This is a genomic window from Paenarthrobacter sp. NPDC091669, from assembly GCF_044756725.1.
In the GTDB taxonomy this organism is placed as follows: Bacteria; Actinomycetota; Actinomycetes; order Actinomycetales; family Micrococcaceae; genus Arthrobacter; species Arthrobacter bambusae_C.
This window is the reverse complement of record NZ_JBIVTK010000012.1, coordinates 61,433-78,091: the sequence shown is the minus strand read 5'-3', so window position 1 is coordinate 78,091 and position 16,659 is coordinate 61,433. Positions and strand designations below refer to the sequence as shown.

Sequence of the window (16,659 nt, the reverse complement as noted above, 5' to 3'; positions counted from 1 at the left end):
CCGTTCACGCTGTAGCGATAGCCAACACCCTCCGGAGGGCCCAGGCCACGCGCAACAAAGCCAGGACAGAAGCGAACGCCAGCACGAACACCACGGCCTCGGGAATCCACAAGCCAGTGGGCGCGCCTCCTTCCAGAACCATGGTGACCAGTGCAGCGATCAGCAACAGGCCAAGCCCGGGGATGGCGAACAGGAACACCTCACCGATCTGGCGACGATGGGTCGCCGATAATTTCTCCAAGGGCAGTTCCCGCTGGCCCGGCGCGGCCTTCTTGCCCAGCACGTTGATGAGCATCGAAACACTGGTGAGAGTCAGCCCGGCCGTGGCGCCGGCCAAGGTGGCGAGTGTCTGGAAGAGGGTACGCCGGGTTCCGGCATCAACCCCTTCCAGCATCAACGGCTGACGCGCCAGCAAGGCAATGCCCCACCAGATCAGGACGGCCAGAACCGCCCACAGGTAGTCGGCAGTGGGATGCAGCAGGAACCACCGCCACAGGGTCCGTCGCCGTCCCGAGCGTTCGATATCAACCTCGTACAAGCTCATGGCCCTCCCCGCCTGCCACGGCTTCATCAGCGGGTGCCGCGGCGGCGAGAGCCTCGCGCACGGCAGCCATTCCGCCCGCAACGATGTCCGGCACCATGCTCGGGTCTGCAGAGCCCCTGACATCCGGCAGGGTCCTCGCGAAGAAGGCCTCGTTGTCCCTGGCTTGTTTGTTGAGGATGGCAACGGCCTCGGCCACCGACTTCTGTGGATCGTTGAACACGTCCGGGTCAACCTCGATGTGCGAAACGAACCGTTCCTTCAGGAGGTCCACCACCTCGCGGTCACCGGTCAGGGAATCCTTGCCCTCCGCCACCACATAGTCAAAGTGCTCCACGGACCCGGCCCTGCGGAAGAGGTCGATGAGTTGCTGAATACGATCCCGGATCCGCTGCTTGTCCTCAGCCTTCCCGGACCGGCCCACGCTCAGGGAAATGCGGAACGTTCCTTCATTCATGAGGCGCGAGGCGCTCTCCAGGACGTCTGCCCACTCACCCTCCATCAGCTTCCCTGAGAGGCGCTCTGCGGGAAGCGCGAACTCAAAACGGCTCACTTCAAGCCGGGTGAGGATTTCCTCGATATCTTCCCTCACCACAGGAACCAGAGCGGGTTCCAGTCCCAACATCCCTCCGAGGTACTCCCCCATCCGGGATGCCCGGGGGCCGTTGCCGCTGGTGAGCACGGCTATGACATTCCTTTTGAGGAACGCGAAATAGGTGGTCTCCAGGAGGTGGTCGCCGGGAGCCAGCGGGAGTGGCTTACGCCGGCCAAGGGCATCACCGACGCTCGGCAGGTTGGTGTCCCGGACACGGTCCAGCAACAGCACAGGATGAGGTGAGGATGCCACCGCCTGCGCGAGCAAGACAGTCCCGTCCACGCTGGTGAAATGCCGGTCCGTCGCGGAATCCTGGGCCTTCTTCAGAACTTCCGCCACCCGGCGCGCCGGAAAGGGGCGGCTGAGCTCGTCACCGTTGAGCTGTTCGATCCGCCAAAACTGCACACTGCGTCGTGCCATCCGTACTCCCCTGCCGTGGTGGCCTTTGCCTCGGATCCCAAGCTATCGGCGAGGTCCGACAATAAAGGCGGGCTCCGCCGTCGTGCGTTGCATCAGTTCACAAGCTGTACTTGGGTCCCTCCGCAAAGAGGGCGTCCATCTCGTCGTGGCTGCGCGTCCCGGCGAGGCCGGCCCAGTTGCCGTCCCCCAGGATCTCCTTCGCAACCCGCGCCACCTTGGCGTAGGCAGCTTTGGCGGTGTTGCCGCCAATACTGACGCGACGGACACCGGCGTCGTGCAGTTCCAGCGGCGACGGCGCACCCACCCCCGCCAGCGCGTTCAGCGGCGCCGGTATGCGGCTGGAAAGTTCGTGGAGGACATGAAGATCCACGACGCCGGGCACGAAGACGCCGTCGGCGCCGGCAGTGAGGTAGGCCTCGGCTCTGCGCAGCGTCTCGTCGAAAGCCGCATCCGGGAACTGTCCGGACAGATAAGTGTCCGTGCGGGCATTGATGAACAGTGGGATCCCGCGGTCGTCGGCAGCGGCGCGGATGAGGGCTATACGGCGCGATTGTTCGGCGATGTCGGTGAGCGGTTCGTTAGCGGAGTCCTCGATGTTGATCCCCACAGCGCCCTCGTCCAGGACGGCGTGGACGGTTGCCCGCAGTTCATCGTCGGTGCGTCCGTATCCGGTCTCGATGTCGGCGGTGACCGGCAGCGTGGTGGCGCCGACTACGCGGCCCAAGGCTGCCATGGCCAAGCCCCACGGCACATGGTCACCGTCCCGGAACCCCAGGCTCCAGGAGACGGCCGAGCTCGAGGTTGCTATCGCCGTCGCGCCTGCTTCCTGGACAACGCGGGCGGAGGCGGCGTCCCACACGTTCACCAGCACCAGCGGCGCAGGCCCTGCATCATGGAGTTTGTGGAACTGTTCGGCCTTGGTCACGGATCCGCGGTGCGCTGTCATAGCTACATTCCAGCCCTTCCGCATCGCAAGGTAAAGCGCCGAATGCCAGACTGGAGGATATTTGAAAACAACTGTTGCCTCATTAGCAACATCGAGGAGTATCCTGTGACTGTGACCCACGAAACATTGGATGCCGGCGCAACGTTGCCCGCTGAAGCCATCGACGCCATTGAGCGGGCCGCCACGGCCGCCCACCCGCATGAGGAACTGTTCTCCGCGCGGGCCGCAAACATCAAGCAATCTGCTGTCCGGGACGTCTTCGACATCTCCATGCGGCCAGGCCTTGTCTCGCTCGCCGGAGGTAATCCCTACCTGCAGTCCCTGCCACTGGAGAAACTGGGCCACACCGCAGCCCGGATCATCGCCGAAGAGGGGATGACGGCGCTGCAGTACGGCGGCGGCCAAGGCACTGAAGAGCTTCGCCGACAGATCTGCGACATCATGGCCGCCGAGGGCATCACCGACGCCGATCCCGGCAACGTAGTGATCACTGCGGGCTCCCAGTCGGCGCAGGACGTGGCCACCAAAGTCTTTTGCAACCCCGGCGATGTTGTCCTGGTGGAAAACCCCACCTACGTGGGTGCCTTGAACACGTTCGAGGCGTACCAAGTGGAGGTGGAGCCGATCGACATGGACGACGACGGCCTGGTGCCTGAGCTTCTTGAGGCCAGGATCGCGGCGCTTCAGTCGCAGGGGAAGAACATCAAGTTCCTCTACACGATCCCCAACTTCAACAATCCCTCCGGCATCACTCTGGCCGAGGACCGCAGGCAGCGGATCGTCGATATATGCCGCGATGCGAATATTATCGTCCTGGAAGACAACCCCTACGGGCTGCTGCGTTTCGACGGCCACCCCATTGCGCCGATGCGCGCAGCCAACCCGGACGATGTCATCTATCTCGGCTCCTTCTCCAAGATCTTTGCTCCCGGTCTTCGGATTGGCTGGGCACTGGTGCCTGCGCACCTGCAGCGTCGCTTCTACCTTGCATCCGAGGCCGTGACGCTCTGCCCGCCACCCCTGAACCAGATGCTTGTCTCGGCATATCTCCGCGAGTACGACTGGAGGGGCCAGATCGACACGTACCGCAAGCTCTACGCAGAGCGGTGCGAGGCCTTGCTTTCCGCGCTCGATGAGTACATGCCGGAAGGCCTCACATGGACACGGCCGGACGGCGGATTCTTCGTGTGGGTCACCCTGCCCGATGGCGTGGATACGTACCCCTTGCTCGCGAAGGCAATCGATGCCGGCGTCGTCTTCATCCCCGGCGCAGCCTTCTCGCCGGCCGACGGCCCCTCCAACAAGCTCCGCCTGGCGTTCAGCGCGGTGCCGCCGGATACGATTGCCGAAGGCGTCCGCCGCCTGGCCCCAGTTTTGGCAGAAGCCATCACAGCCACCAATGAAGGAGCAGCACAATGACCGGAGTTGTGATTGTCGGAGTAGACGGCAGCGAGACGGCAATGAGGGCAGCAAAGGCCGCCCAACAGTTGGCCATCGGCCTCGGCGCCAGCCTGCGGGTTGTCAGTGCTTTCGACAGCAACCGCACTGAGGTGGTTGAGATCGGCACCGACAAGTGGATCGTGTCCGACGCCGCCGAAGCGGAAACCGTAGCCCGCACCGTGGCGGAGCAACTGTCCCACGAGGGCCTTGAGGTCACCTACTCCGCTGCCCGCGGCAAGCCAGGCGAAGCCCTGGTGAAGGAAGCCGAAATGCAGGAAGCCCGCTTGATCGTGGTAGGCAACCGGCGCATGCAGGGCTTGGGCCGCGTGCTGGGCAGCGTGGCCAACACCGTGGCCCACACTGCACCGTGCGACGTCTACATCGCCAAGACCGACCAGCCGTAAAGCGAGCTGAATCACGGCGCCGGGTGGGGAGGCTCACCCGGCGTTTGGCGTCTTTCGAGCCATCCTCCTGAAGTCATCGTTATAAAATCGAGATGCCCCCAATGGCGCGTGCCACCTCCACTTTCCGACTTCAGGGGATCATTTTCTTGCTTACTTTGCAGCCGCGCCAGCGCGTGGGACACGATATTCTGCTCGCGCGCCACGGCAACAACATCAGCACCATGCGCTACGACCGCAGTAACGATCGCATCATTGCGATGCTCGACGACGGCTCCTGGGACAGCGCCCCCAACATGATCACCCCGGGTCTTGCCATGCCGGAGACTTTCGGGAGTGTGTTCCGTAAGGACTGGCGCTTCCTGTCCGTGGCATGCGTTGCCATGGTCACCGTCGCCGCCGTTGCCATGGGCATCAGCGTCGAGATGGCCAACCACATGTCCACCACCGAACTCCAGGCGTTGCTGGTCAGCTACCCGGCGTTCTGAGTCTGGACGGTACGCTCGGGGGCGACGCTGATCGCTAGAGCATCCACTCCCGCAGCAACCACCACAGGCCGGCGATCACCACGCCACCAAACAGCGAGCCGACGATGACCTGGCCCAGGGTGTGGGCACGCAGGACCAGTCGCGACCAGCCCACTGCCGGCACCAGGAGCAGCACGGGGAGCCATACGGGCCCAAACATCGCGACCACAATGACGGCCGCCGCGGCAAGGGCAGAGGCATGCCCGCTCATCTTCCAGAAGGCGCTGACCACCGCCAGAATCCCGATGCCACCGATGAGCGCGATGATCATCACCAAGACACTGACCGGACCATTCATCAGTTGCAGCACCACCAGGCCAACCACCACCGACACCAAGGCCATCAGCAGCAGGGCAGGCCGTTGGCGACGATCACTGACATGGTGGTCCGTGATCCTGCCCAGTTTGACCATCACCAGCACATAGGCCAGCGGCAGGACACAAACGAACAACGCCGCCAGGAGCCCGAACCATATGGTTCCCGGAAAGCCGGGCTCGATCGCGGGGCTGATCAACAACAGCCCAAACACCACAATCGGCGGCTGGAACACCTCCGTCAGGACACGGGCAACTGTGCGCCACGGCCCCGCCACCAGTTGAGGGGGAACGTGGCCTGAGACGTTGGTGGACACCTCAGCGACGGGCGAGGCGTCCCTGTCAGTCAAGCAGCAGCGCCGGTTCTTCGAGAATGGCTGCAACATCGGCCATGAACCGTGCCGACAGGTCGCCATCCACCACGCGGTGGTCGAACGAGCCGCCCAGCGTGGTGATCCAGCGGGGAATGACTTCGCCGTCCAGGACCCACGGCTTCTGCTTGATGGTTCCAAACGCGATGATGGCAACCTCGCCCGGGTTGATGATGGGCGTTCCGGTATCAATGCCCAGTGCACCGATGTTGGTGATGGTCAGGCTTCCGCCCTGCATCTCCGCCGGCTGGGTCTTGCCCGCACGTGCCTTGGTGGCCAACTCGTTGAGCGCCAAAGCCAGTTCCTTGAGCGAGAGGTCCTGGGCGTCCTTGATGTTGGGGACCATGAGGCCGCGCGGGGTGGCGGCGGCAATGCCCAGGTTCATGTAGTGCTTCACCTGGATCTCGGCGTTTCCGTTCCCGTCAGCATTATCCACCCAGGTGGCGTTGACGCTGGGGTTGCGGGCAGCGGCCCAGATGACCGCCTTGGCCAGGATGAGCAGCGGAGAGACTTTGATGCCTTCGAAGTCGCGGGAGACCTTGAGCCGCTTGACGAACTCCATGGTGCGGCTGGCATCGACATCCACAAAGATGCTGACGTGGGGAGCTGAGAACGCAGACTCCACCATGGCCTTGGCTGTCGCCTTGCGCACGCCCTTGACCGGCAGACGCTCAACGCGCTGGTCCTGCGGCTTCTTGGACGCGCCCCAGAACGAGTCAGCCTGATCGTGTTCGGCATCGCGTTGCGCCTGGTAGCTCACCAGGTCCTCACGGGTCACCTCGCCACGCTGGCCCGTGGCCACGACGTCGGCGAGATCGATGCCCAGATCCCGGGCAAACTTGCGCACCGGAGGCTTGGCAAGGACCTTGTTGACCAGGCCACTGATGGTGCCGCTGATGGCAGCACCGCGGGAAGCAGCCGTCGGCGTGCTCGCGGGCTGGGTTGCTTGCGGGGCCTGCGCCGGGGTAGCCGGCACCTGGCCAACCGGCGCTTCGGTGACAGGCGCGACGGCGGTGCGTGGCGGCGTCGTGCGGTGGGAAGCCGGCACTTCGGCCGCCTGGGCTTCAAGAACGGCCTGGTGGTCCTGGACGGTACCTTCGGCATTCTCGGCGACCGTGGCAGCCTCTACCGAACCTGCCGGACGCTTACGCGCGCGGCGCTTAACGGCGTCGGCCTTCGGTCCGGAACCTACCAGCGGACCGCCGGCTGGGCGGTTGTCATCGTGGTCGTCATCGGCGGGCAGCTTGCCGTACAACGGCATCTCGACGGCGGGAGCTGCCGGAGCGGCATCGCCCCCTGCGCCGTCCGTGCCCTCAGCGCCTTCGGCAACGGCGATGATTGCCGTGCCGACCTCCACCGTGATGCCTTCTTCCACCAGCAACTCTGTAACTGTGCCGGCGAAGGGCGACGGCAGCTCGACGAGGGACTTGGCGGTCTCGATCTCGCACAGGACATCGTTGATCGCCACGACGTCGCCCGGCTTGACCTTCCAAGCCACTACCTCGGCCTCGGTCAGGCCCTCGCCGACGTCCGGCAGGTTGAATTTCTTTACAGTCACGGTGGTCCTCGGTTTCCGGTTACCTGGCAGCGAAGCCGGGCAGGATCAGGGCGGTTGGATTGGCCGGTGGGCGCTCGCAGGCCTTTGGGCTTTAGTAGGCCAGGGAGCGGTCGAGCGCTTCGAGGATCTTGTCGATGTCCGGCAAGTAGTCCTCTTCCACCTTGGCAACGGGATAGGGCATGTGGAATCCGCCCACCCGGATTACGGGAGCTTCAAGGTGCAGGAACGCCCGCTCGCTGATACGTGCCGCGATCTCACCTCCGATGCCTCCGAAGGTGGGGGCCTCATGGGCGACGACCAGCCGGCCGGTCTTCTTGACCGAAGCTTCCACGGTGTCGAAGTCCAGGGGCGAGATGGAGCGGAGGTCGATCACCTCGATGCTCCGTCCATCCTCGGTGGCAGCATTGGCGGCCGCCAGGGCCACGGGCACCAACGGTCCGTAGGCCACGATGGTGGCGTCGGTACCCTCGCGGACAACGTGCGCCTTGAAGGGATCCTCCGAAAGGCCGGCATTGTCGACGTCCACCTCACCCTTGAGCCAGTAGCGGCGCTTGGGTTCGAAGAAGATGACAGGATCCTGGCACTCAATGGCTTTCTGGATCATCCAGTAGGCATCGTGGGCGTTGGACGGCGAGATGATGCGCAGGCCGGCGGTGTGTGCGAACAGGGCTTCCGGGGACTCGGAGTGGTGCTCAATCGAGCCGATGCCGCCGCCGTACGGAATACGGATGACAACAGGCACGGTGAGTTTGCCGAGGCTGCGGGCATGGATCTTTGCCAGCTGCGTGGTGATCTGGTTGAAGGCCGGGTAGACAAAGCCATCAAACTGGATCTCACACACCGGCGAATAGCCGCGCAGGGCCAATCCGATTGCCGTACCCACGATGCCCGATTCGGCCAACGGCGTGTCCAGGACGCGTTCGTCGCCGAATTCCTTGATGAGCCCATCGGTAACGCGGTAGACGCCGCCAAGGTGACCGATGTCCTCGCCCATGAGCAGGGACTTGGGATTGTTCGTCAGCGATGCGCGGAGACCCTCGTTGATGGCCTTCGCAATGGTCATGGTTACCATCAGTGAGCTGTCTCCTCATCGCTTTCGAAGCCGGCCGAGTACTCCTCGAACCATGCCAGTTCCTCCGCAATCAGAGGGTGTTGTTCGGCGTAGACGCTGGCGAACGCATCCCGGATGTCCGGGACTTCAAGGCCATGCGTGGTGCTGCGGACATACTTGGCCAGCTCATCGCCATCGGCTTTGACCTGATCAAAGAATGCTTCGTCCGCAAGCCCTTCGGCGCGCAGGTATTTCTCCAGGCGGTCCAGGGGATCCTTCTCGCGCCAGGCAGCTTCCTCTGCGGATTCGCGGTATTTGGTGGGGTCATCAGCGGTGGTGTGTGCGCCCACCCGGTAGGTGTACGCCTCGATCAGCACCGGGCCGCGGCCTTCACGGGCATGCTCCAAGGCCCACTCGGTGACGGCGTGGACTGCGATGACGTCATTGCCGTCCACACGGATTCCCGGGAAGCCGTAGCCCTTGGCTCGATTGGCCAGCGGAACCTTGGTCTGGACTTCGGTGGGCACGGAAATGGCCCAGTGGTTGTTCTGGCAGAAGAACACCACCGGTGCGTCGTAGGACGCAGCAAAGACCATGGACTCGTGGACGTCGCCTTCTGAGCTGGCTCCGTCACCGAAGTAAGCAATGACTGCGGCTTTGGGGTCTGTGGAGTCAGTTGCTGCGGCGAGCTTCTGATCCCTCTGGATACCCATGGCATAGCCAACTGCGTGCAGCGTCTGGGCCGCAAGGACCAGCGTGTACAGGTGGAAGTTGTTCTCGCGGGGATCCCAGCCACCATTGGACACACCGCGGAACTGCTTGAGCAGCTCGGCGAGGTCCACGTTGCGGACCAGCGCGACGCCGTGTTCGCGGTAGGTGGGGAAGATGTAGTCCTGGGGCTGGCTTGCATGGCCGGAACCAATTTGCGCGGCTTCCTGACCGGTCAGCGGCACCCACAGCGCCAACTCACCCTGGCGCTGCAAGGCGGTGGCTTCCTGGTCGAAACGACGGATCCTGGCCATATCCGTGTAGAAAACACGCAACTTCTCGGGATCGATGCGCTTGGCGTAATCCGAGAACACTGGATCTGAACCCAGTTTTCCGTCAGGGCCTAGCAACTGAACCATTTCCACCGGTTCGCCTGGCGCGGCTGCTGCCGCGGAGGTTGCCGCGAGAGTGTCTTCCGTCCCGGGGGGCAGTTGTGTCGAGCCCATTCCGTCTCCTTGCTTGCCACGGCGGGTGCCGGGCAATGTCTGTCGCTGGGATATATGCCCGTTCCGGAATGTATTCCGGAACGGGCATATTTTTGGCTTTCGTCCCTTACTTTATCGGCAGTAAGTTGGGTTGGCGCATTTGTTAACCGCTAGGAACCCAGCGGCGCCTTTGTATAACCTGCACAGAGTTCCAAGAATCGGGTGTTGGCCTCGACCTCACCGATGCTTACCCGAACGCCCTCATTGGCGAAGGCCCGCACGGACAATGCTTGCTCTGCCGCCAAGGCCGCAAACTCGCCACTGTGCTCTCCGAGATTCAGCCACACGAAGTTTCCCTGAGCCTCAGGAACAAACCACCCAAGGTCCCGGAGGCCGGCTGTTACACGGTCCCGCTCGTCCACCAGCCTTTGTACCCTTTCCACAACCTGATCGAAATTCTCGATGGAGGTAACCGCGGCGCGTTCTGCGATTTGGGAAACTGCAAAAGGAGTGGCGGTGACGCGGAGGTGCTGCGTGAGCAAGGGGCCCGAAACGCTGTATCCAACCCTCAACCCGGCCAGTCCGTGCGCCTTGGAGAAGGTCCTCAGCACCACCACGTTGGGATAGTTGCGGTACAACTTGATGCCGTCCACCGCGCCTGAATCCCGAACGAACTCCTGATACGCCTCATCGATGACCACCACCACATGTGGGGGTACGGACTGGATGAAGCGCTCAGTTTCTTCTGCCGTGAGGATGGGCCCTGTGGGGTTGTTCGGGGTGCACAGGAGGATCACCTTGGTCCGGACGGTGACGGCCGAGGCCATGGTCTCGAGGTCGTGCCGTCCGTCAGCCAGCAATGGGATCTGGACACTGGCGGCACCTGCGAGGCCGACACAGATGGGGTATGCCTCGAAAGAACGCCACGCGTAGATGACCTCGTCCTGCTTGCCGTCGTCGTTCTGCCCGGCAAAGGTTGCGAGAATCTGGTTCAGCGCTCCAAGGCTGCCCGCACCAGTGACGACATCGTCGGCGGGAACATCGAGGAAGCCGGCAAGAGCGGTTCGCAGCTTGGTGGCGAGTGGATCTGGGTAGCGGTTGATATCGGACTGGTCAGCAATTGCCTGCAACACTGCAGGAATCGGAGGCAGCGGGTTTTCGTTGGACGACAGTTTGTAGCTGGTGAGGCCCTCAATCGCAGCGGGGGGTTTACCTGCCGCGTACTTCGGTAGCCTGTCCACGACCGGTCGAGGGAGTACGCCCTCCGGTGCGTTGTCAGTAGTAGTCATGGCTTCAAGCCTACTTGGCTGCTTCTAGCCAATGCTGAGCTGATTAACGGCTCCGTATGAAAGCATGGCCTCATGGGTTCATTCATCATTCGCGTCCTCATTAACGGGCTTGCCCTGTGGGTGGCCACCTGGCTCCTGCAAGGCATGGATATCACCACAAGCGCCACAGAGAAGGCCGCCACCAATGCAGGACTCACCCAAGGGGCAGACACCGCCGGCATCATCCTGGCGTACTTGTTCATAGGACTGATCTTTGGTGTAGTGAACGCGGTCGTCCGCCCTCTGGTCAGGCTGCTGTCCCTCCCGGTAACCATCGTCACGCTTGGCCTGTTCACCATCGTGATCAACGCGGCGATGCTGTACCTCACTGCCTGGCTGAGCTCGTTCACGCCAGTACACCTCACCCTCGACTCGTTCTTCTGGACAGCCATTCTGGCCTCGCTCATCATCAGCATCATCTCGATGGTGGCAGGCCTGATACCTGGAGCCCGCAAACGGTAGCAGCAGCGAGCAGCAGCGCACCTACCGCGTTCCGGCCCCCTTCTTCGTGTCCTGAACCGTCTGCGGGGATACCGGTTTCAGCGCCAACCGCGAAACCGGCATCGGCGCCCTTTCCATCCTGAAACGCGTCACTTTTGCTACCCCGCCGGCGCCCACAACTCCCGCGAATACGGCGGTCGAAGCGACCAGCGACTCGTCGTGGCTTGCGGCAACCAGCTCTGCTCCTGCCGCGTAGTTCTCCTGATCGTGTCCCGGGCCAAGGCCTGCGTCCTGTCCTTCGGGTGTCCTGACCTCGTCTGTCAGCGACACCGTCACCCTGTCTTTCGTGTCGGCGTTTACTTGGCCGTCTGTTCCCGGGACCCAGTCCTGCATATGTTCCAAATGGAGTGAAGTGATGCCTGGCTCGGGGGTAATACCGCCGACGGGGGCTCCGGCTGTCAGCACATATTTGAGGTCGAACTCGCTGAGAAATGCCTGGTTCTGGCTGAGGTTCATGGCATGCACGCCTCCTTGGCTGTGCCCTACCGCCACAACGTGGTCTCCGGCTTCCGCCCCGGCCTCGCGAAGGGCCTGGCCAACGGCCGGAATTACTTCCTCCGAATCGTAGGCAACAGCCTCGCCGATGCCCTGAATATCGAGCGGGTTCGTGTTGGGCGAGTTGGGTTGGGTCCCTGGTATCAGCACCATCCACGACGACGAGCCGTCCTGTTCGAACTCGATGACCTCAATCTCGCCGCTGTTCCTGGCGTGAAGCCTCTCGAGCCGACGAAGGCTTTCTGCCATTGAAGGCTCCACACGTTCTACAGCCTGCTCAACTTTCTCAACCCTGACGTCTCTGGGTTGTAGGGCTTCCAAGAGCGGCGACTCCAGAATGCCGTGGAGGATATCCCTCGTGTTCGTCCACGGTGGAACCATGAATCCCCTGAAGAAGTTATGCGTCAAGTCCCGGCCAAGGACCCAGGCTGCCCCGGAGATCCTTAGCTCATCCAGACGCAGTTCCTGCCGGAAGCCGTTGCCTGCTTCTACAACCTCGTAATCCCGGTGGCTGGCCCGAACACTCGCGCTGACCTCAACCAACTCCTGACGCACTTGCGCCACGTCCCTCCGGCTCCCGGTAATAGCGTCGGCGGCAATGCGGGCGGTGTCGAGGGACTCGTACAGGTACGGTTCCAGGTCGTCCTGTACCCGACGCGCCTCATCTTCAATACCCAGGAGCTGTTGGACTACGTCATCGAGCTGCGTTGCGCCCCGCAGAAGTTCCTCCAACTGGAAAGACATCCCTCCTAACCCGCCCCGTATGGTGAGAATTCCGTCCGGCGCCGGCGGTAGGGGTTGTGGCGCTTCACCGGCTCCCACTGGAGCTGAATCGGCCATTACCGGCCCCTCTCACCGGAAACTGAAACGCTCTGGGAATGACGCAACACCAAGGCAGCGGCGGTGTCCATGGCCTCACGGGCACGCATCAGCGCGGAAGCATGCAGGGCAATGGTTGTCCGGTAGGCGCGTCCGGCAGGAGACTGCCAATCTTCCATTTGGGTTCTCCGCAGGGACGTCAGAACAGCGTCCACTTGGTCCACGCACGTCTTGATGCGCCAAGCGAGCCGTTGGACTTCGTGGCTTCGGGAGGCACACTCCAGGGGGTCGAAAGTGGGCGGGTTGGCTGCAGGCATCAAGCCGACGCTCATGTCCGTATACTCCATCGATTGTTCTGCTGATCGGTAGGTTCGACGCTACGGAGCGCCAGAACCCAACGGAAGCGACGACGTCGCGTATGTGGATAACCCTGGAGCCGTCCACATAGCGTCGTCACCGGCTCGGGCACCTTTGCGGAACATGAAAGAATAGGCACCATGGCTGAATCCCCTCGCGTGTCCCTCGCTTCCGAACCCCTCGCCCTCGGCGCCCTCGACGGCCGCTACCGTGCCGCCGTCGCGCCCCTCGTGGACTACTTGTCCGAGGCTGCCCTCAACCGCGATCGCGTTCACGTCGAAGTCGAGTGGCTCATCCACCTGACCAGCCAGTCCGTACTGCCCGGCGCCGGTCCACTGTCCGACGGGCAAATCGCGCAGCTGCGTGCCATCGTCACCGATTTCAACGCCGCATCGGTCAACGAACTCGCCGAGATCGAGGCTGTTACTGTCCACGACGTCAAAGCCGTGGAGTACTACATCGGCCGCCGCCTGCCCGCGATTGGCATCGAGAATCTCACCGCCATGGTGCACTTTGGCTGCACGTCGGAAGACATCAACAACCTCTCCTATGCCGTTGGCATCAAGGGCGCAGTGGAGAACGTGTGGCTCCCGAACGCCGCCGCCCTCGTCCAGCAGATCGAGGCCATGGCGGAAGAGAACCGCGCTGTGCCCATGCTGTCCCGCACCCATGGCCAGCCCGCCACTCCCACCACGCTTGGCAAGGAACTGGCGGTCATCGCCCACCGCCTGAACCGCCAACTGGCACGCATAGCCAAGACCGAGTTCCTGGGCAAGATCAACGGCGCCACCGGCACCTATGCCGCCCACGTCGCGTCGGTCCCGAGTGCTGACTGGGAAGCCGTCGCCAAGACGTTCGTTGAAGGCCTGGGCCTTACGTGGAACCCACTCACCACGCAGATCGAAAGCCACGACTGGCAGGCCGAGCTCTACGCCGACATCGCGCGCTTCAACCGCATCCTGCATAACGTTTGCACGGACATCTGGAGCTACATCTCCATCGGCTACTTCCGCCAGATCCCGGTTGCCGGCGCCACGGGTTCCTCCACCATGCCGCACAAGGTCAACCCGATCCGTTTTGAGAACGCGGAAGCCAACCTCGAAATCTCCAACGGCCTCCTGGACACCCTGGGTGCCACGCTGGTGACCTCCCGCTGGCAGCGCGACCTGACGGATTCATCGTCGCAGCGCAACATCGGCGTCGCTTTCGGCCACTCGCTGCTGGCCATCTCCAACGTCGCCAAGGGCCTCAAAGCCCTCGACGTCGCCGAGGAAGTCCTCGCCGGCGACCTCGACACCAACTGGGAAGTCCTGGGTGAAGCCATCCAGATGGTCATGCGCGCAGAGGCCATTGCCGGCGTCGAAGGCATGGAAAACCCCTACGAACGGCTGAAGGACCTCACCCGCGGCCAGCGTGTGGACGGCGCCCGAATGCAGGAATTCGTGCAGGGGCTTGGCCTCTCCGCCGACGCTGAGGCACGCCTGCTCGCCCTGACCCCGGGCAAGTACACGGGCATCGCCGACAAGTTGGTGGACCACCTTCAGTAAGACCAAACGCACGACGACGGCGGGCCGCGGCTGGGTGCCTGGGCCCGCCGTCGGCGTTAACCGCGTTTCTCCCGGCTTCCCTAGCGCGAGCGAGCGTGGAGTTCTGTGACACGGCGTGTCGGCTCCTTCCAGTGCTTGAGTGGCTGATTGGCTGGGAATTCATGAGGAGGGGCCTGATGCAGCCAGCGCAAACCAGCACAGCCGGCGAAGCCAGTGCGGCGGGCGCGTATGACCGCACCACCCTCTGTGGAAACGGATCAGTGACGACGTAAGGAGCGGAGCACCCATGAAGCTCCTGTTGATCAGGCACGGACAAACGCCCGGAAATGTTGCCGGCCAACTGGACACCGCCTTTCCAGGACCGGGACTGACAGAACTCGGTGAGCGCCAGGCAGCGGCCCTCCCGGATGCGCTGGCGGACGAAGCCATCGAAGCGCTCTACACCTCAACGCTGCTGCGCACCCAGCGGACTGTCGCTCCTTTGGCGAAGTCCACAGGCTTGGAGCCGGCCATTCTGAAAGGGGTCCACGAGATTGAAGCGGGCGCCTTGGAGAAGAAAACAGACCATGAGTCGCACCTCCGCTACATGAGCACAGTCTTTGCCTGGACGGACGGCGACTTGGACGTACGGATGCCGGGCGCTTTCACTGGACACGACTTCTTCGCCCGGTTTGATGCGTCCGTGGAGGAAGTTGCGTCCGCCGGTCACTCCACTGCCGCGATCGTCAGCCATGGTGCCGCGATCCGCTGCTGGGCGGGACGCCGGGCGACGGACATCGACACTGTTTTCGCTCAAGCCCATCAACTCCCGAACACTGGAATCGTGGCTCTCGAAGGCGACCCCCGGAATGGATGGAAGGTGCTGCACTGGGACCAGATCCCTGTGGGCGGAATGGCGTTGGCCGACCGAACCGCAGAGGACCCCACGGGCGAGGCTCGTCGGCCCTGATTTTTGGCGTTGTGAGGCCTGCTCTGCGCCCCATAACGCCTCCGGAGTGCGCAGAGCGGGCCTCACAACGCAGGAAAGGGCAGCAATTCTCCCGACGCTTACGCGCAGGAAACACCGTGGTAACCGCAGCTCCCTAGGCTTAAGACGCATAGACACCTCCCCGAAACCCGGCGAAAAGAGGCAAGATGCAGACCAACCCACGGCTCAACATCCGGCAGGTCACATGGGCCAACCCCGTGGGTGCTGACCTCCGGGCCGCCCAACAGGCTGAACTCGATGCACGGTTCGGCAGTACGGACCATGAGCCCGGGCCTCCGCCGTCGGAAGCAGATACCGCCGTTTTTGTGGTGGCGTACGAGAAATGCTCAGGTCAACCGCTGGGATGCGGCGGGCTCAGGATGCTCGACGAGAAGACTGCGGAAATCAAGAGGCTATACGTGGTCCCCTATGCCCGTGGTTCGGGAGTCGCGAGCTCCATCCTGGCCGCGCTTGAAGCCCAGGCGCATTCCCACGGGTTCAGCGTCATCGCGGCCGAGGCGGGGTCGGCCCAGTCTGACGGTCGAAGCTTCTACGAGAGCGCCGGTTTTGCTGCGGTACCGAATTTCGGCCCATATGTTGGCGTCACCGAATCGTATTGCTACTCCAAGAGGATCGACTCCCACAGCGCATCGCACACAGCCATGGCGTAACCGGGCGGGCGCGGCTGGAGTGGGTGTTCGGGATTGCGATTGCCACACCGGGACGCAATCCATGGGCATCGTGGACATGGCAGTATCGGCGCTGGGCGGCTGTTCTGGGCGCAATATCAAGCAGCAGCCGCCGCAGTTCGATAATCTCGGATTATGGAAAAAGCAGACATCACCTTTCGCACCCGCAAATGGGTGCGGCCCGAGGACCTCAACGCCAACGGCACGCTCTTTGGTGGCAGCCTGCTGAAGTGGATCGACGAAGAGGCCGCGATTTACGCCATCCTCCAACTGGGCAATGGCCGGGCCGTCACCAAGTACATCTCCGAGATCAACTTTGTGAGCTCGGCCGTGCAGGGCGACTTGGTCGAGATGGGGCTGACGGCCAAGCGCTTCGGCCGTACCTCCCTGACCATGCGCGCCGAAGTCCGCAACATGATCACCCGCCGGCCCATCCTGACCATCGAGGAAATCGTCTTCGTGAACCTGGGCACCGATGGACGTCCGCAGCCACACGGCTACACGGAAATTACGTACGATCGGGACCGTATCCCCACGCACCACCTGACCGAAACGCTGGACGAGGACTGATCGAGTCGTCACGACCATAGGCTGCCCAC

18 protein-coding genes are annotated in these 16,659 nt (G+C 63.0%); 8 read left to right on the top strand and 10 right to left on the bottom strand.

Going from position 1 to position 16,659, the window contains the following annotated elements:
• Window positions 1-4: 4 nt before the first annotated feature.
• The 3 genes from ACIQLI_RS18805 to ACIQLI_RS18795 form a co-directional block, all read right to left on the bottom strand.
• Entirely contained in the window at window positions 5-544 is a 540-nt protein-coding gene (locus ACIQLI_RS18805; RefSeq protein ID WP_354232545.1) for a hypothetical protein, read from the bottom strand.
• Window positions 525-1,556, bottom strand: a complete 1,032-nt coding sequence (locus ACIQLI_RS18800; RefSeq protein WP_400391126.1) for a hypothetical protein — start codon at window positions 1,554-1,556, stop codon at window positions 525-527. The genes ACIQLI_RS18805 and ACIQLI_RS18800 overlap by 20 nt, the downstream gene beginning before the upstream one ends.
• Before the next feature lie 97 nt (window positions 1,557-1,653).
• The gene (locus ACIQLI_RS18795) at window positions 1,654-2,502 is read right to left on the bottom strand and encodes an isocitrate lyase/phosphoenolpyruvate mutase family protein (RefSeq protein ID WP_400391123.1); all 849 of its coding nucleotides are present in this window, start codon (window positions 2,500-2,502) and stop codon (window positions 1,654-1,656) included.
• 111 nt (window positions 2,503-2,613) lie between these two features.
• Between ACIQLI_RS18795 and ACIQLI_RS18790 the strand changes: the two genes are divergently transcribed.
• The 3 genes from ACIQLI_RS18790 to ACIQLI_RS18780 all read left to right on the top strand — a co-directional run bounded on the left by ACIQLI_RS18790 (window position 2,614) and on the right by ACIQLI_RS18780 (window position 4,831).
• Window positions 2,614-3,921, top strand: coding sequence for a PLP-dependent aminotransferase family protein (locus tag ACIQLI_RS18790; protein WP_400391119.1), 1,308 nt, complete (start codon window positions 2,614-2,616; stop codon window positions 3,919-3,921).
• Entirely contained in the window at window positions 3,918-4,346 is a 429-nt protein-coding gene (locus ACIQLI_RS18785) for a universal stress protein (RefSeq protein ID WP_354232549.1), read from the top strand. The genes ACIQLI_RS18790 and ACIQLI_RS18785 overlap by 4 nt, the downstream gene beginning before the upstream one ends.
• A gap of 173 nt (window positions 4,347-4,519) precedes the next feature.
• Window positions 4,520-4,831 carry a hypothetical protein gene (locus tag ACIQLI_RS18780; protein WP_354232648.1) on the top strand — a complete coding sequence of 104 codons (312 nt, stop codon included), beginning with the start codon at window positions 4,520-4,522 and terminating at the stop codon, window positions 4,829-4,831.
• A gap of 34 nt (window positions 4,832-4,865) precedes the next feature.
• Here ACIQLI_RS18780 and ACIQLI_RS18775 read toward each other — a convergent pair whose 3' ends face one another.
• From ACIQLI_RS18775 to ACIQLI_RS18755, 5 genes are all read right to left on the bottom strand, one after another.
• Window positions 4,866-5,462 (bottom strand): phosphatidic acid phosphatase, encoded by a 597-nt coding sequence (locus ACIQLI_RS18775; RefSeq protein WP_400391272.1) that lies wholly within the window; start codon window positions 5,460-5,462, stop codon window positions 4,866-4,868.
• Window positions 5,463-5,526: 64 nt separating this feature from the next.
• Complete coding sequence (locus ACIQLI_RS18770; RefSeq protein WP_400391115.1) at window positions 5,527-7,113, bottom strand: dihydrolipoamide acetyltransferase family protein; 1,587 nt, start codon at window positions 7,111-7,113, stop codon at window positions 5,527-5,529.
• A gap of 91 nt (window positions 7,114-7,204) precedes the next feature.
• The gene (locus ACIQLI_RS18765; RefSeq protein WP_400391113.1) at window positions 7,205-8,185 is read right to left on the bottom strand and encodes an alpha-ketoacid dehydrogenase subunit beta; all 981 of its coding nucleotides are present in this window, start codon (window positions 8,183-8,185) and stop codon (window positions 7,205-7,207) included.
• Entirely contained in the window at window positions 8,185-9,378 is a 1,194-nt protein-coding gene (gene pdhA, locus ACIQLI_RS18760) for a pyruvate dehydrogenase (acetyl-transferring) E1 component subunit alpha (protein ID WP_354516345.1), read from the bottom strand. Before pdhA ends, ACIQLI_RS18765 begins: the two co-directional genes overlap by 1 nt.
• A 149-nt stretch (window positions 9,379-9,527) precedes the next feature.
• Window positions 9,528-10,646 carry a histidinol-phosphate transaminase gene (locus tag ACIQLI_RS18755; protein ID WP_400391109.1) on the bottom strand — a complete coding sequence of 373 codons (1,119 nt, stop codon included), beginning with the start codon at window positions 10,644-10,646 and terminating at the stop codon, window positions 9,528-9,530.
• A 72-nt stretch (window positions 10,647-10,718) separates the two neighbouring features.
• Here ACIQLI_RS18755 and ACIQLI_RS18750 point away from each other — a divergent pair, with 72 nt between their 5' ends.
• Window positions 10,719-11,147, top strand: coding sequence for a phage holin family protein (locus tag ACIQLI_RS18750; protein ID WP_089596594.1), 429 nt, complete (start codon window positions 10,719-10,721; stop codon window positions 11,145-11,147).
• A gap of 21 nt (window positions 11,148-11,168) precedes the next feature.
• Here ACIQLI_RS18750 and ACIQLI_RS18745 read toward each other — a convergent pair whose 3' ends face one another.
• Both ACIQLI_RS18745 and ACIQLI_RS18740 read right to left on the bottom strand, forming a co-directional pair.
• Complete coding sequence (locus tag ACIQLI_RS18745) at window positions 11,169-12,425, bottom strand: hypothetical protein (RefSeq protein ID WP_400391106.1); 1,257 nt, start codon at window positions 12,423-12,425, stop codon at window positions 11,169-11,171.
• Between the two features lie 95 nt (window positions 12,426-12,520).
• Window positions 12,521-12,832, bottom strand: a complete 312-nt coding sequence (locus ACIQLI_RS18740; protein WP_400391103.1) for a hypothetical protein — start codon at window positions 12,830-12,832, stop codon at window positions 12,521-12,523.
• Between the two features lie 165 nt (window positions 12,833-12,997).
• On the opposite strand from ACIQLI_RS18740, the gene purB reads away from it, so the two are divergent.
• The 4 genes from purB to ACIQLI_RS18720 all read left to right on the top strand — a co-directional run bounded on the left by purB (window position 12,998) and on the right by ACIQLI_RS18720 (window position 16,630).
• Window positions 12,998-14,404 carry an adenylosuccinate lyase gene (gene purB / locus ACIQLI_RS18735; RefSeq protein ID WP_400391100.1) on the top strand — a complete coding sequence of 469 codons (1,407 nt, stop codon included), beginning with the start codon at window positions 12,998-13,000 and terminating at the stop codon, window positions 14,402-14,404.
• 286 nt (window positions 14,405-14,690) lie between these two features.
• Window positions 14,691-15,353, top strand: a complete 663-nt coding sequence (locus ACIQLI_RS18730; RefSeq protein ID WP_400391097.1) for a histidine phosphatase family protein — start codon at window positions 14,691-14,693, stop codon at window positions 15,351-15,353.
• A 185-nt stretch (window positions 15,354-15,538) separates the two neighbouring features.
• Window positions 15,539-16,042, top strand: coding sequence for a GNAT family N-acetyltransferase (locus ACIQLI_RS18725; RefSeq protein ID WP_089596605.1), 504 nt, complete (start codon window positions 15,539-15,541; stop codon window positions 16,040-16,042).
• Between the two features lie 153 nt (window positions 16,043-16,195).
• Window positions 16,196-16,630, top strand: coding sequence for an acyl-CoA thioesterase (locus ACIQLI_RS18720; protein WP_400391094.1), 435 nt, complete (start codon window positions 16,196-16,198; stop codon window positions 16,628-16,630).
• Window positions 16,631-16,659 lie beyond the last annotated feature (29 nt).

Excerpts from the sequence above, each read along its gene's own strand:
- ACIQLI_RS18805 (WP_354232545.1), bottom strand. The coding sequence starts at position 544 with ATGAGCTTGTACGAGGTTGATATCGAACGCTCGGGACGGCGACGGACC.
- ACIQLI_RS18745 (WP_400391106.1), bottom strand. The coding sequence starts at position 12,425 with ATGTCTTTCCAGTTGGAGGAACTTCTGCGGGGCGCAACGCAGCTCGAT.
- ACIQLI_RS18800 (WP_400391126.1), bottom strand. The coding sequence starts at position 1,556 with ATGGCACGACGCAGTGTGCAGTTTTGGCGGATCGAACAGCTCAACGGT.
- ACIQLI_RS18795 (WP_400391123.1), bottom strand. The coding sequence starts at position 2,502 with ATGACAGCGCACCGCGGATCCGTGACCAAGGCCGAACAGTTCCACAAA.
- ACIQLI_RS18730 (WP_400391097.1), top strand. The coding sequence starts at position 14,691 with ATGAAGCTCCTGTTGATCAGGCACGGACAAACGCCCGGAAATGTTGCC.
- ACIQLI_RS18785 (WP_354232549.1), top strand. The coding sequence starts at position 3,918 with ATGACCGGAGTTGTGATTGTCGGAGTAGACGGCAGCGAGACGGCAATG.
- ACIQLI_RS18750 (WP_089596594.1), top strand. The coding sequence starts at position 10,719 with ATGGGTTCATTCATCATTCGCGTCCTCATTAACGGGCTTGCCCTGTGG.
- ACIQLI_RS18740 (WP_400391103.1), bottom strand. The coding sequence starts at position 12,832 with ATGAGCGTCGGCTTGATGCCTGCAGCCAACCCGCCCACTTTCGACCCC.
- purB (WP_400391100.1), top strand. The coding sequence starts at position 12,998 with ATGGCTGAATCCCCTCGCGTGTCCCTCGCTTCCGAACCCCTCGCCCTC.
- ACIQLI_RS18755 (WP_400391109.1), bottom strand. The coding sequence starts at position 10,646 with ATGACTACTACTGACAACGCACCGGAGGGCGTACTCCCTCGACCGGTC.
- ACIQLI_RS18765 (WP_400391113.1), bottom strand. The coding sequence starts at position 8,185 with ATGGTAACCATGACCATTGCGAAGGCCATCAACGAGGGTCTCCGCGCA.
- ACIQLI_RS18720 (WP_400391094.1), top strand. The coding sequence starts at position 16,196 with ATGGAAAAAGCAGACATCACCTTTCGCACCCGCAAATGGGTGCGGCCC.
- pdhA (WP_354516345.1), bottom strand. The coding sequence starts at position 9,378 with ATGGGCTCGACACAACTGCCCCCCGGGACGGAAGACACTCTCGCGGCA.
- ACIQLI_RS18725 (WP_089596605.1), top strand. The coding sequence starts at position 15,539 with ATGCAGACCAACCCACGGCTCAACATCCGGCAGGTCACATGGGCCAAC.